Annotated in this window: 9 protein-coding genes; 1 reads left to right on the plus strand and 8 read right to left on the minus strand. The window is 66.9% G+C overall.

Annotated elements, in window-relative coordinates; all coding sequences use genetic code 11:
• Positions 1 to 41: 41 nt before the first annotated feature.
• The 6 genes from HIM68_RS11545 to HIM68_RS11570 form a co-directional block, all read right to left on the minus strand.
• Positions 42 to 722 (minus strand): response regulator, encoded by a 681-nt coding sequence (locus HIM68_RS11545; RefSeq protein WP_172172323.1) that lies wholly within the window; start codon positions 720 to 722, stop codon positions 42 to 44.
• The gene (locus HIM68_RS11550; RefSeq protein WP_172172325.1) at positions 719 to 3,496 is read right to left on the minus strand and encodes a DUF4118 domain-containing protein; all 2,778 of its coding nucleotides are present in this window, start codon (positions 3,494 to 3,496) and stop codon (positions 719 to 721) included. Before HIM68_RS11550 ends, HIM68_RS11545 begins: the two co-directional genes overlap by 4 nt.
• Complete coding sequence (locus HIM68_RS11555) at positions 3,496 to 4,143, minus strand: potassium-transporting ATPase subunit C (RefSeq protein ID WP_172172327.1); 648 nt, start codon at positions 4,141 to 4,143, stop codon at positions 3,496 to 3,498. The genes HIM68_RS11550 and HIM68_RS11555 overlap by 1 nt, the downstream gene beginning before the upstream one ends.
• Positions 4,144 to 4,194: 51 nt before the next feature.
• Positions 4,195 to 6,282: a potassium-transporting ATPase subunit KdpB gene (kdpB, locus tag HIM68_RS11560; RefSeq protein ID WP_172172329.1), complete on the minus strand. Its 2,088-nt coding sequence runs from the start codon at positions 6,280 to 6,282 to the stop codon at positions 4,195 to 4,197.
• A 1-nt stretch (position 6,283) separates the two neighbouring features.
• Positions 6,284 to 8,020 (minus strand): potassium-transporting ATPase subunit KdpA, encoded by a 1,737-nt coding sequence (gene kdpA, locus HIM68_RS11565; RefSeq protein ID WP_172172331.1) that lies wholly within the window; start codon positions 8,018 to 8,020, stop codon positions 6,284 to 6,286.
• 263 nt (positions 8,021 to 8,283) lie between these two features.
• Complete coding sequence (locus HIM68_RS11570) at positions 8,284 to 9,258, minus strand: sigma-70 family RNA polymerase sigma factor (RefSeq protein WP_172172333.1); 975 nt, start codon at positions 9,256 to 9,258, stop codon at positions 8,284 to 8,286.
• Between the two features lie 106 nt (positions 9,259 to 9,364).
• On the opposite strand from HIM68_RS11570, the gene HIM68_RS11575 reads away from it, so the two are divergent.
• A complete protein-coding gene (locus tag HIM68_RS11575) occupies positions 9,365 to 10,684 on the plus strand; it encodes an FAD-binding oxidoreductase (protein WP_172172335.1) in 1,320 nt (439 codons plus the stop codon).
• A 178-nt stretch (positions 10,685 to 10,862) separates the two neighbouring features.
• Here the strand turns inward: HIM68_RS11575 and hchA are convergent, their stop codons facing one another.
• Both hchA and HIM68_RS11585 read right to left on the minus strand, forming a co-directional pair.
• The gene (gene hchA / locus HIM68_RS11580; protein ID WP_172172337.1) at positions 10,863 to 11,729 is read right to left on the minus strand and encodes a glyoxalase III HchA; all 867 of its coding nucleotides are present in this window, start codon (positions 11,727 to 11,729) and stop codon (positions 10,863 to 10,865) included.
• 215 nt (positions 11,730 to 11,944) lie between these two features.
• Complete coding sequence (locus HIM68_RS11585) at positions 11,945 to 13,702, minus strand: FAD-binding protein (protein WP_172172339.1); 1,758 nt, start codon at positions 13,700 to 13,702, stop codon at positions 11,945 to 11,947.
• Positions 13,703 to 13,767: the final 65 nt, after the last annotated feature.

Genomic DNA, 13,767 nt, shown 5'->3' on the forward strand with positions numbered 1-13,767 from the left:
TCGCGCGAGGTTGCTGGGCCGCCGTCAGGTAGCAAGGGAAGTCAGGGGGTGAAGCGGTAGCCCATGCCCATCTGCGTGTGCAGGTACTGCGGTCGGGCAGGGTCGGTTTCGAGCTTCTGCCGCAGCTGGGACATATAGACCCGCAGGTAACCGCGCTCCCCTGCGTATTCCGGCCCCCATACCTCGGTGAGCAGGGTGGTCGCGTCGACGAGGGCGCCGCGGTGTTTGGCGAACACGCCGAGCATGTTCCACTCGATCGGCGTCAGATGCACCTCGGCGCCTTCGACCGTGAGAATGTGGGAGGCGAGGTCGATCACGACCCGCCCGTCGCCGGTGCGTACGAGAGACGAATCAGCGGCCGAACCCGAGCGTCGCTCGATCGCGCGCAGCCGGGCGAGCACCTCGCCGAGCGAGAAGGGCTTCGTCACATAGTCATCGGCCCCGGCGTCGAGGGCGGCGATCTTGCCGTGGGCATCGTGCCGGGCGGAGACGACGACGATGGGCACCTGACTCCACCTGCGCACCTGGGTGATGAGTTCGATTCCGTCGACGTCGGGCAGACCGAGGTCGAGGAGGATGACGTCGACGGCCGCCTCGGCGAGCGCCTCATTCATCTGTCGCCCGCTTCCGGCGATCGTGACCTCGTGGCCTTTGCCGCGCAATCCCACGCTCACGGCACGGGCGATGTCGGTGTCGTCTTCGACGATGAGCACATGCTTCATGGGGCTTCCTCCCTGCCCGTCAGTCCCGCACCTTCCTGACTCGCTGTTCCCGATTTCAGGGGCGCCCCGTCTCGGAACGGAATGGTCAGCACCGCAGTGAACCCGCCGCCGGGGGTCGGTTCCGCGCTGAGCTCGATGCCCATCGCCCGGCACAGTCCCAACGCCACCGCCATCCCGAGACCGAGGCCTTTCGTGTTGGACTCGTTGAGCCTGGTGAACGGTGTGAAGATGCTCTCAAGCGCCTCCGCTCCCACGCCGGGACCGTAGTCGGCGATGCGCAGGTGCACCGCGTCGGCGCCGGCGGAGGCATCGATCGTGATCGGAGCCCCTTCGCCGTACTTCACGGAGTTCTCGATGATGTTGACGAGCACTCGTTCGACGAGCCCCACATCGACCTCGACCCAGGTTTCGGGGTCGATGTCGACGGCGATGGGCGGGCAGGGGCCACCATCGACCTCGCCCAGCTCGGCGGCCCGAGTTTCCCCGCCGGTTTCATCGATCCCGGTCTTCCGGGCCTCCCCGCCGATCTCGTCGAGCGCCGAGGCAACGAGGTCGGCCACGAGCACCGGAGCGGTCGTAATCGCCACCGCACCGGACTGGATGCGGCTCAGATCGAGGAGATTGTCGATGAGCTTCTCAAGCCGCAGGGCACCGTGTTCGATGGTCTCGAGCATGAGCCTCCGGTCGGACTCAGTCAGCTCGATCTCGTCGAACAGCAGCGTCGACGTCGCCGTGGTGATCGCCCCGAGCGGGGTGCGCAGGTCGTGGGAGACCGCGGTGAGCAGCGCGGTTCGCACAGCATTGCCGGCTGAGAGCTCCTCAGCCTCGGTACGGCTGCGCTGCAGGGCCGACTCCGTGAGCACCCGCAACAGTCGACCGGCGTAGGCGTCAAGGATCCGCAGCTCGCCGGCGCTGAGCGGTCGGCCGCTCAGCGCCAGGCTGGTGTCGCCGTCGAGGTCGATGACCTCGCTGGCCTGCGCCCGCGATGCAATCGGTTCCCCCGCCGAGGCGAGGACGAGGTCGGCCCCGCCCGTGCCGTCAGTGCGCGTGGTGCCGTCAGTGCGCGTGGTGCCGTCCGGGCCGGCAGCCGTATCGAGCCGACCGAAGCCACCGCCCCGGGTCAAGAGGGCGACCCCGTCGAGACCGAAACTCGTGCGGATACCTGTGACCATGGCCTCGGGGCTGTCGCCCTCAGCGATCATCGATCCAGCCAGCTCGCTGAGCACCGCGGCTTCGTGTTCGGCGGCTTGGGCTTGCCGGGAACGGCGAGCCGCCTGGTCGACGACGGTGGCCACGGCCACGGCGACCGCGACGAAGATGACGAGCGCAAGGATGTTCTCGAGCTGTTTGACCGACAGCGAGTTCACCGGATGAGTGAAGAAGAAGTTAATGAGCCCGGCCCCGAATACGGCCGTCATCACCGCCGGCCAACGCCCGCCGATGAGTGCCACGAACACCACGACGGTGATGAAGGCGAGGAAGTTCATGCTCAGCGAAGTCGATCCGGGGCCGAGGCCGACGAACAGGGCGGTGAGCAGCAGCGGGGCGATCGCACCGCTGATCCAGCCGAGGATGCGGCGGGCCTGCGAGAGCGGATTGGCCCGGGAGCGCTCGCGGTCGGAGCTCCACAGCCCGGCAGCCTGGGCGTGGGTGACCATGTGCACGTCGATGTCGGCCGCAGAGCTGATGACCCGGTTGGCCACTCCGGGCCCGAATATGCGCCGATACCAGGGTGTGCGGGAGACACCGAGGACGATCTGCGAGGCGTTGAGGGTGCGGGCGAATTCGATGAGCGCCTTGGCCACATCATCACCGACGACGGTGTGCCAGGTGGCGTGGTTGTCCTCGGCGAGTTCCCGGGCACTCAGCAGGTGCGGGGCGCCGGAACGGCGAGTCCCATCGGGTTCGATGACGTGGACGATGTGGAGTTCGCGGCCGGCGACGCGGCCGGCGATGCGCAGTCCGCGGCGGATGAGCGTCGTCGACTCCGGCCCGCCGGTGACGGCGACGAGGATCCGGTCGCGTGCGGCCCAGGTGGCGCGGATGCCCTTTTCGTCGCGGTACTTCTCAAGTCCTTCGTCGACACGGTCGGCCAACCACAGCAGGGCCAGTTCGCGCAAGGCCGTGAGGTTGCCGAGCCGGAAGTAGTTCGACATTGCGGCGTCGACCTTCGAGGCCGCGTAGATTCGACCGTCGACGAGGCGGGTGCGCAGTGCCGCTGGGGTGATGTCGATGAGTTCGACCTCGTCGGCGGCGCGGAGGAAAGGGTCGGGCACCCGTTCGGCTTGGTTGCGGCCGATGATCGCCCCGACCACGTCACCGAGGGATTCGAGGTGCTGGATGTTCACCGTCGTGAACACGTCGATGCCGGCGGCGAGGATCGCCTCGACGTCCTCCCACCGCTTAGTACGAGTCGGGCCGACTTCGCCTGCCACACCGGAATCGGGCGAGTTCCCGTTCCTGCCGGAATCGGGCACGTTCGTGTGGGCGAGTTCGTCGATGACGACGAGTTCAGGCGTCCGGGCCAGCACCGCCTCGGTGTCGAGTTCGTGAAACGTCCGTCCGCGGTAGTCGACGTGGCGGCGGTCGAGGGTCTCGAACCCTTCGGTCAGCGTCCGCGTGAACGCCCGCCCGTGGTCCTCGACGATGCCTAAGACGACGTCACGGCCGTTGGCTTTCGCCGTGGCGGCGGTCTCGAGCATAGCGACGGTCTTGCCGACCCCGGGCGCGTAGCCGAGGAAGACCGTGAGCGAGCCCCGCCGAGGTGATCCCATCAGTGTCCGCCGGTTTCCGCGCCCGAAGACGCCGTGTTCACACGCGCAGCACCCGAGGACTCTGCACCCACTTGTGTCGCTGTGCCGTTCGCGAGGTCGTTGTTGAGGGTGACGACGTTGACGCGGGTCTCGCCGATGAAGCCGAGCAGTGGATGCCGGGTGTTCTTCTCGACCATGGCTGCCACGTCCTTCCTGCTCAGTCCCGTCTCCCGCGCGACGCGGGGGACCTGGAGTCGAGCATACTCAGGGCTGATGTCCGGATCGAGACCAGAGGCCGAGGCACTCAGGGCATCCGCAGGAATCCTCGCCGGGTCGACGTGTTCACGACCGGCAACCTGGGCCCTGCGCTCGGCGATCTGGGCCACGAGTTCAGGACTGTTCGCCGCAAGGTTCGACGCCCCCGAGGCGAGTCCGTCGTAGTTCGAGACCGAGGGCCGGGGGTAGAACCATTCGTCCCCGCTGACCGGTTGAGCGAGGTGGGCATTGCCGACGACCCGGCCCGCGCTGTTGCGGATCGCGGCGTCCTGACCGGGCATGAGGCGGCCGATCGCGACCAGCGTCAGCGGGTAGGCGAGGCCGAGAATCAGGGTGAGCACAAGCAGCATGCGCGCCCCGGTGAGGAGCTGGCGACCGAGGATGGGACCCATGACGGGTGTCCTTTCTGTGTGGACGGGAGAGGAGGAATCAGAACAGCGGAATCAGAGCAGCGGCGCGATGACGAGGTCGATGACTTTGATGCCGAGAAAGGGGACGATGAGCCCGCCGAGACCGAAGACGAGAAGGTTCATCCGCAGCAGCGCCGAGGCCGTCCGCGCCCGGAACCGGACCCCGCGCAAGGCGACGGGGATGAGGACGAGAATGATGAGCGCGTTGAAGATCACCGCTGACAGGATCGCCGAGGCGGGGCTGTGCAGACCCATGATGTTGAGCGCCCCGAGTCCGGGGAACGCGGTCAGGAACATCGCCGGGATGATCGCGAAATACTTCGCGACGTCGTTGGCGATCGAGAACGTCGTCAGCGCTCCGCGCGTGATGAGCAGCTGCTTGCCGATCCCGACGATGTCGATGAGCTTCGTCGGATCCGAGTCGAGGTCGACGAGGTTGCCGGCCTCCTTCGCCGCGGTCGTGCCCGTGTTCATCGCGACCCCGACGTCGGCCTGCGCTAGCGCGGGTGCGTCGTTCGTCCCATCCCCGGTCATCGCGACCATCCGAGACCCCGCCTGCTCTCTCTTGATGAGGGCGAGCTTGTCCTCCGGGGTCGCCTCGGCGAGGAAGTCGTCGACGCCGGCCTCACGGGCGATCGCCCGGGCGGTGAATTCGTTGTCGCCGGTGATCATCACCGTCCTGATCCCCATCTGACGCAGGGTCGCGAAGCGCTCGGCCATGCCCGGTTTGACGATATCGCGCAGATCGATGACTCCGAGCACCCGTGCGAGCGTGCCCGATTCCCTCGCCGAGGCGACCGTGCGGTCGACCTCGGATCCTGACCCCGGGACCGGGTCGTCGACCGCTTCGGCGACAAGCAGTGCAGTGCCGCCTCCGGTGTTGATGCGCTCGACCTCGGCGGTCGCTGAGTCGGGGATCGTGGCTCCGCGGTCGCGGGCCCAGGCGATGACCTCTTTCGCCGCACCCTTGACCACGGTGCGGGTGCCCGAGACAGCGGGGAGGACGATTCCGGACAGGCGGGTGGTCGCCGAGAACGGGATGAACTCGGCCCCGGGAAAGGCCTCGAGACCCGTCGCATCGATCTGGAACTCCGCTTCCGCGAGGGTGACGACGGATCGGCCCTCAGGGGTGTCATCGGCCAACGATGACAGTCGGGCCGCCTCGGCGAGGTCATCCGGAGTGGTCGATCCGAGGGGGACGAAGTCGGTCGCCTGCCGGTCGCCCATCGTGATCGTGCCGGTCTTGTCGAGCAGCAGTGTGGACACGTCGCCGGCGGCCTCGACGGCGCGACCGGACTTCGCGAGCACGTTCGCCGCGACGAGTCGATCCATTCCGGCGATGCCGATCGCCGAGAGCAGCGCGCCGATCGTCGTCGGGATGAGGCAGATGAGGAGGGCGATGAGCACGGTCAGCGACTGCGGGGCACCGGAGAACGCGGCGATCGGGGCGAGGCTTGTGACCACGAGGATGAAGATGAGGGTGAGCACGGAGAGGAAGACGCCGAGGGCCACCTCGTTGGGGGTCTTCTGCCGGTTCGCGCCCTCGACCATGGAGATCATCCGGTCGAGGAAGCTCTCGCCGGGGCTCGCGGTCACGGTCACAGTGATCGAGTCGGAGAGCGCCCTCGTCCCGCCGGTCACGGCGCACCGGTCACCGCCGGCCTCGCGGATGACGGGTGCGGATTCGCCGGTGATGGCGGATTCGTCGACGGTAGCTGCCCCCTCGATGACGTCGCCGTCTGCGGGGATCGTCTCTCCGGCGGTGACGAGCACTCGGTCCCCGGCCTGCAGCGTGGAGGCGGGCACGGTTTCGGTGTGCCCGCCTGAGAGCACGCGGGTCGCGTCGACGCTCACCCGGCTGGCGCGCAGGGAGTCGGCCTGAGCCTTGCCGCGCCCTTCGGCGAGCGCCTCGGCGGTGTTGGCGAAGACGACAGTGAGGAAAAGCCAGATGCTGATCGCCCAGGTGAAACGGTTGGGTTCGATGATCGCGAGGATGAGGGTGAGACACGCGCCGATCTCGACGAGGAACATCACGGGGTTGCGCCAGGCGGTGCGCGGGTCGAGCTTCTTCAGTCCGAGGAGGCTCGCCTGGGCCAGGGCGGGGGCGGTGATGGTTCTCATCTCACATGAGTCCTTCGTTGATCGGTCCCAGTGCGAGCACGGGGAGGAAGGTGAGGGCGCTGATGACGAAGCCGATGCCGACGACGACCCCGACGAACAGAGGTCGGTGGGTGGGCAGGGTGCCCGGGCTCGCCTCGGCGGGGGTCTGTCCGGCCAGTGACCCGGCGAGTGCGAGCACGGCGCCGATCGGCACGAGGCGGCCCAGCAGCATCACGATGGCCAGGGCGATGTTGAAGAACGGGGTGTTCGCGTCCAGCCCGGCGAAGGCGGATCCGTTGTTGTTCGCCGCCGAGGTGAAGGCGTAGAGGAGCTCGGACAGGGCGTGGGGGTTGAGCTGCGGGGTGTTGCCGGCGGCTGCGGCTGTGGCGGCGGCTGTTGTGGTTGCCGCGTGGGTGGCGGTGGTGTTGAGGATCGAGTCGATCGCGCCGGGCCATAGAGTGGCCGCGGCGGTGCCGAGCAGCGCGAGGGCCGGGGAGACGAGGATGAAGACGCTCGCCAGTGTGATCTCGGTCCGGCCGATGCGTTTGCCGAGGAATTCCGGGGTGCGACCGACCATGAGTCCGCAGACGAAGACGGCGATGATCGCGATGATGAGCATGCCGTAGAGGCCGGAGCCGACGCCGCCGGGCGCGATCTCGCCGATCATCATGTTGAGCATGAGCACTCCGCCGCCGAGGCCGGAGTAGCTTGAGTGCGCCGAATCGGTGGCTCCCGTCGAGGTCAGCGTCGTGGCCACGGCGAAGAAGGCCGAGGGGATGACGCCGAAGCGGGTCTCACGTCCCTCCATCGCAGCACCTGCCGCCTGGGAGGCGGGAGTGGTGTTTGCCGTTTCGAGGACGATGACGGCGGTCAGGGAGATGAGGAAGAAGGCGGCCATGGCCGCGAGGATCGCCCACCCCTGCTTGCGGCTGCCGACCATGATGCCGAAGGTGCGCGGCAGTGCCGAGGGAATGAGGAGGATGAGGAAGATGTTCGCGAGGTTGACCAGGGCGGACGGGGCGGAGAGCGGGTGGGCGGAGTTCGCGTTGAAGAAGCCGCCGCCGTTGGTGCCGAGGTGTTTGATGACCTCCTGGCTGGCATCGGGTCCGCCGGGAATGGTCTGGGTTGCCTGGGCTCCTCCGGTGACGGTGTGTACGACCTGGTCGGGGGTGAGGTTGTCGGTGACGCCGAGTCCGATGTAGATGATCGCGAAGATCACCGAGATCGGGAGCAGGATGCGCAGGGTGGCACGGGTGAGGTCGACCCAGAAGTTGCCGATGAACAGAGAGTTCGAGCGCATGAGGCCGCGGATGAGGGCGACGGCCACTGCGATGCCGACGGCGGCGGAGACGAAGTTCTGGACGGCGAGGCCGGCCATCTGGGTGAGGAAGCCCATCGTCGTCTCACCGGCGTAGGACTGCCAGTTCGTATTCGTGACGAAGGAGACCGCGGTGTTGAGTGCCTGATCGACGGGGACGGCGGGACGCCCGTTGGACAGCGGGAGGAGGTGTTGGAGTCGGAGCACCCCGAAGAGGACCATGATCGAGACGGCCGAGAACGTCAGCACAGAGAGGAAATAGACCCGCCACCGCTGTTCTGAGGAGGAGTCGACGCCGGTGAGACGATAGAGCAGCGCCTCGGCGCGGGTGTCGGACGTCGACAGGAACACCCGGGCCATGTAGGTGCCCAGGGGAACGTGAGCGGCGGCGAGGAGGACGAGGACGAGCAGGATCTGCGTAATGCCGGTGAACCAGCTCATGGGCGGCCCTCCCTGCAGGGGAGATGGGGGCGCGAGTGTTCGCAGCGAATGCGGGACCGCGCGTTCGAACGATCGGCCGACCGCCTCGGCGATGGGGTGAGTGACATGCGTTCATCTCACCGCGGTGCGACCCGGACGGCGGGCGATCTTAACGCGATCTTCACACCTCCCAACACAACCCCAACACCCCAATTGCTACCTGACGGCGGCCCAGCAACCTCGCGCGAGGTTGCTGGGCCGCCGTCAGGTAGTCCTGGGAGTGGTTATTGGGTGATGAGGAGGTGCCGGAGGGTCTCGTCGTCGGCGATGACGTCGACGGACGCGACTCGGCCGTCGGCGAAGTGGAACAGATAGAGTGCCCGGGCGACACCGTCGGAGATATAGGCGGCCGCGGGAACTCCGTCGATGCTGACCAGTTCGGTGGCCTTCGCTCGCCCGTTGAACACCCGGGCCACAGCATCACGGCCGACGACCTCGGGGCGGATGAGTGGGGCACCGAATTCGGCGCCAGCCTGGGCGAGACTCACGGCAGCGGGGTCGCTGCGCACTTCGATCTCCGGGTCAAGCAGCTGGAGGAGGCCGCCGAAGTCTCCTCCGCGAGCCGCTTCGAGGAAGGACGTGATGGCGGTTTCCTGCCGGTGTCGGACCTCCTCCGCATCCACTTTGCGCAGGCGTGCGCGGGCCCGGGATGCGAGCTGACGTGCAGCGACCGGGCTGCGGTCGACGATCGGGGCGATGTCGTCATAGGACAGGGCGAAGATGTCATGAAGCACCAACGCCAATCGTTCCAAGGGACCGAGAGTGTCGAGGATGACGTGCAGCGCCACCGTGAGATCGTCTCGGAGCAGGGCGCTGTCCTCCGGTCGATCGGTGCGGACGCCGCTTCCTCCCCCACCACCTCCGGGAGTGCCGGCCGTGTCGGGTGCTTCGCCCGTCGAGTCATGGTCCGGGACGGCGTCGTCGTCCGGCGCTTCCCAGTGCAGATCCTCACGTCTTGCGGCATCACGGCGAATGGCGTCGATGCAGACTCGCGAGATGACCGTCGTCAGCCACGCCTCGAGGTTGTCGATGGCCGCGAAATCGGCTCGCTGCAAACGGATCCACGCCTCCTGCACGGCATCGTCGGCAGCCCACGGGGAACCGAGGGTGCGGTGGGCGATGGCGAACATCTTCGGTCGATGCGAGGAGAACTGGTCGGCCACCTCGGCGAGGGTCTGCGGTGATGTCTCCGATGACATTGGGATCCTGACGACGAAGGCTTGTCACGTTTTCGGGCCGAGCTGCGACTCATCATTGAGTCCGGCACACGTCGGCCTGATCACCAACACCAGCCAAGGAGTCATCATGACTGTTCTGCCGATCACCATTCTTGACGAGCTTCGCGCCACTGTCCAGGGTCGCACCTGGTTTCCCGGCGACTCGGAATTCGACGAGGTCCACCGCCCGTGGAACCGGGCCGTCGGCCAGAACGTCCTCGCCGTCGTCGAAGCCGCCGACGTCACCGACGTCGTCACCCTCGTGAACTGGGCCCGCGAACGAAGCCTGCCGATCGCCACCCAGCCGACCGGCCACGGAGCGACCGGGCGGGCCGACGACACGATCTTGTTGCGTACGACCCGCCTCGACCGCATTGACGTCACCCCCGCACAGCGCACGGCGACGATCGGCGCGGGTGTGAAATCGGGCGAACTGCAGAGAGCGGCGGCAGAACACGGGCTGACCGGCCTGCCGGGCAGCTCCCCGGTGGTGACCGTGGCCGGGGTCGCCCTGGGCGGCGGCCTGAGCTGGTTCGGCCGATCCTTCGGATGGGTCGGCGACAGCATCCGTGCATTCGACGTCGTCGACGCCGACGGTCGGGCTCGCCGCGTCTCGTCGGTTGAGGACCCGGACCTGTTCTGGGCGTTGCGCGGAGGTGGAAGCGAGCTCGCCATCGTGACCGGTCTTGAGGTCGGACTGCAGGCCGCCCCTGATGTCTTCGGCGGGCGTGTGCTCTGGTCCGGCGATCACGCCAGGCAGGTCGCCGAGGTGTTCCGCACGATGACTCACACCGCTCCCGAGGGGCTGACCCTGTGGTTGGAACTCCTCCATTTCCCAGGCTCGGAGCCGATGGTCGCCATCGACTCGACGTACCTCGGCGGAGGGGAGGAAGCACGTGAGCTTATGCGCCCACTCGAGACCCTGCCGACGCCGCTGTCGGATACCCGGGCGCAGATGAGCGTCGCCGAATTGGGTGCGATTACGGCCGAATCGACCGACCCCGGAGTCGGCAGCTCCCGCGCCGAGCTGCTCACGTCCCTTGACGATGACACCCTGGACACGCTCCTCGATTCGCCCATTGACCCGCTTCTGTCGGTGCAGGTCAGGCACCTCGGCGGCGCGTTGGCGCAGCCGACCGACAACCCGCAAGGCGCCCTGGACGAGCCGTACAGCGTCTATATGTTCGGTCTTCCCGTCACCGAGGCGGCCGCAGAGTCGATCGAGCAAAAGCAGGCCGATCTGGCGCGGGCATTGCCTGCCAGTGGACGCAAACCCGTCACGTTCCTCAATCCACACGAGGGCCTCGCCGACGCTTTGCCCGAGGAGTCCCTCACACGGCTACGCCGACTCAAAGAGGAACGGGACCCGGGTCGGGTCTTCCGCGGCAACTTCAGCATCGCCGACTGACCGCTCTCCCCGCCCGATGCCCCCGAACAACCTGACGGCGGCCCAGCAACCTCGCGCGAGGTTGCTGGGCCGCCGTCGGCCGCGTCTCTGAATCACCGTGACGTCGCTGAATGCGCCCAGAGCAGTACGTATTCAGTGACGTCGCGGTCGTCTGGCAGATCGCTGAACGGCGAAGGTCTCAGCCGCCGAAACTCTCCAAGAGCGCGATCACAGACTCTTTTCCGAGCTGATTCGCCGCGAGCGGACTGTCTCCGGTCAGGAGGTTGCGGTCGCGTGTGGTGGCTCCGGTCATCTCATCGTTGATGATCTCGATGCCATCCTTCTTCAACGTCTCGCCGAGAGCCCATGGCATCTCGCCAGGCAGATAGCCGATGTCGAGGTTCGCCCCGAAGTCGAGTGCGTCCGGAAACGCGGTGACACGGTAGCCGGCAAAGGGATTCGTGGAGCGACCGAGGCCCGCGGCCAACAATGCCGCCGGACCATGACAGAGGGTGATGATGAGCCTGTCGTTGTCCAGGAAGAAGTCCAGGGCAGCCTGCACGTCCTGGTCGAAGGGGATGACGTTCATGGCACCGTGACCGCCCGGGATGAAGATCGCGGCGTAGTCGTCGAGGCCGTTCGCGATGACGTCGGAGAGCCTCAGCGGAGCCTTGAATTTCGCCTCGGCGCTCGACCATGCCGACGCGATGGCCTCGTCCTGCCCGGGGTAGGCCCACCATTCGAATTTTCCGGGTCCGCCGCTGACGGTGGCCACATCGATCTCGTAGCCAGCCTCGGCCATGTGGTGGAGTGGCAGGAGCGTCTCGACGGGATGGTTGCCGGTGGAGAAGAACGTGCCATTCTTCATGAGCATGTACCGCTCGTCGGTGGCGATCGTGAGGATCTTCCACTTCCCGCCCGTGTATGTCTCCTCGGTGACGGGGCCGTCGAAATCGGTCCTGCTCGACGTGTACTGGGAGAGCGAGTACGAGCTTGGGAAGAAGGCGTTGGCCTCCGCCTGGTCGGGCGCTGGGCTCCGGTCCTGAGATTTGTCGCTGTCAGTCATGTCTTCACCTTTCGCTCGTGTGGCTTACTTGCATGTCGGTGTCGTCGGTGCATCGACTGACCTGTCAGCATACGACACACGGAGAGACGCCGCCAACGACTCGGACCAACGGGCGCAGGAGGATAAGCCGATCGCTGGACCCCACCCCTCCTAGTACTACCTGACGGCGGCCCAGCAACCTCGCGCGAGGTTGCTGGGCCGCCGTCAGGTAGCAATTATTCGACTAGTTTGCCTTCTTGGCTGATTTCGCCGGTGTGCATGAGAGCCGCGACATCCGCCGAAACTTCGGGGATCGACTCGCGGACGACTCCGGCCGACGGAGACCAGACCAAGTTGACCTGCAGGTTCGGGTCCTGTTCCGGGTAGTCGCTGCGGTTGTGGCAGCCGCGGGTCTCTCGCCGCTCCAGCGCACATTCGAGCGTCGCGCGGGCCGCGAGCACCGAGGACCGCAGGTCGAAGGCATGGGAGAGATCGGCGAATCCGGCGATGTCCGGGTGGATGCCGACGTCGGCCATCCGCGCTTCGATGCCGGCGAGCTTCTCCAGCCCGGCGAGCAGTCCGGCCTCGTCGCGAACGACTCCGGCGTGCTCGGTCATGAGGTTGCGGACCTCCCGCTGCAGCGCACGCACGTTCTCCGTGCCTTCGGAGGCCAGCAGATCGGAGATCTCCGCTCTGGCCTCGTCGACCGCGGCATGCGACCGCACCTGCGCCTCCAACGAATCGGAGTACGCAACGGCGGACCGACCGACGATCCGGCCGAAGACGAGCAGCTCGATGAGCGAGTTCCCGCCCAACCGGTTCGCCCCGTGCAGACCGGACGAGGCCTCACCGATGGCCCACAGACCTTCGACGTCGGTACTGTGATCGACCGGGTCGACCCACACTCCGCCCATCGAGTAGTGCGCGGTCGGCGCGATCTCGATCGGCGATGCCGTGATGTCGAGCATCTGGGTCTCCATGAGCGTCTGGAACACTCGGGGCAGCCGGTTCATGATGGTTTCGCGCGGCAGATGGGACACGTCGAGCCACACGCCGCCGTTCTCGGTGCCGCGCCCCTCGGCGATCTCCGTGTAGGCGGCGAGCGCCACCCGGTCACGGGTGGAGAGCTCCATGCGCTGCGGGTCGTAGCGTTCCATGAACCGCTCCCCCAGACCGTTGCGCAGGATCCCACCTTCACCGCGGGCCGCCTCGGAGACCAGCGTGCCGGCGGCGTTCTCGGGTTCGATGATGCCCGAGGGGTGGAACTGGACGAGCTCGGCATCGCGCAGCCGGGCACCGGCCTCGACGGCCAGACGGAAGGAGTCACCGGTATTCTCGTCCCGACGCGAAGAGGTCCGCCTCCAGATCCGGTTGTGTCCGCCGGCGGCGAGGATGACGGCGTCGGCGTAGATCCGGTAGCCGGTGCCGTCGATGACGTCGAAGCCGAAGGCGCCGAAGATGCGGCCGTCGGCGACGAGCAGCTTCGTGATGTAGACGCGGTCGAGGATCGGGATGTCTAAGGCTTCGGCGCGACGAATGAGGGTGCGCTGGATTTCCAGCCCCGTGTAGTCGCCGGCGAAAGCGGTGCGACGCCAGGTGTGGGCGCCGAAGAAGCGCTGAGAGATCCGACCGTCGTCCTCCTTCGCGAAGTCCATTCCATATCGCTCCAGGTCAGCGATGCCTTCGGCTGCTCCCTGGGTGACGATTTCGACGGTCCGGGGGTTGGCGAGGTCATAGGATTCCTTGATCGTATCGGCAGCATGCTGCTGCCACGTGTCGTCCGGGTCCATCGTCGCCAGGGCCGCGTTGATGCCGCCGGCGGCCAGCGAGGTGTGCGCGTCTTCCTTCGGCCGTTTGCCGACCGCGAGGACATCGGCGCCGGCTTCGGCGACCTCGATCGCGGCCCGCAGGCCCGATCCGCCGGTTCCGATGACCAGCACCGAGGTGGAGATGGAGTGTTCTTTTCGGCGGGGTCCGCCCTGTGTGGTGTGCATGGATTCCACTATGGAACCACCCACTCCATACGTCCAATGCATTGTTTGAGTCAAGTCGATAGCGA

Source organism: Brevibacterium sp. CT2-23B (assembly GCF_013168765.1).
GTDB lineage: Bacteria > Actinomycetota > Actinomycetes > Actinomycetales > Brevibacteriaceae > Brevibacterium > Brevibacterium sediminis.

What these genes read in the sequence shown, in the direction of transcription:
- kdpA (WP_172172331.1), bottom strand. Translation starts at nt 8,020, where the DNA reads ATGAGCTGGTTCACCGGCATTACGCAGATCCTGCTCGTCCTCGTCCTC.
- kdpB (WP_172172329.1), bottom strand. Translation starts at nt 6,282, where the DNA reads ATGAGAACCATCACCGCCCCCGCCCTGGCCCAGGCGAGCCTCCTCGGA.
- HIM68_RS11575 (WP_172172335.1), top strand. Translation starts at nt 9,365, where the DNA reads ATGACTGTTCTGCCGATCACCATTCTTGACGAGCTTCGCGCCACTGTC.
- hchA (WP_172172337.1), bottom strand. Translation starts at nt 11,729, where the DNA reads ATGACTGACAGCGACAAATCTCAGGACCGGAGCCCAGCGCCCGACCAG.
- HIM68_RS11555 (WP_172172327.1), bottom strand. Translation starts at nt 4,143, where the DNA reads ATGGGTCCCATCCTCGGTCGCCAGCTCCTCACCGGGGCGCGCATGCTG.
- HIM68_RS11550 (WP_172172325.1), bottom strand. Translation starts at nt 3,496, where the DNA reads ATGGGATCACCTCGGCGGGGCTCGCTCACGGTCTTCCTCGGCTACGCG.
- HIM68_RS11545 (WP_172172323.1), bottom strand. Translation starts at nt 722, where the DNA reads ATGAAGCATGTGCTCATCGTCGAAGACGACACCGACATCGCCCGTGCC.
- HIM68_RS11570 (WP_172172333.1), bottom strand. Translation starts at nt 9,258, where the DNA reads ATGTCATCGGAGACATCACCGCAGACCCTCGCCGAGGTGGCCGACCAG.
- HIM68_RS11585 (WP_172172339.1), bottom strand. Translation starts at nt 13,702, where the DNA reads ATGCACACCACACAGGGCGGACCCCGCCGAAAAGAACACTCCATCTCC.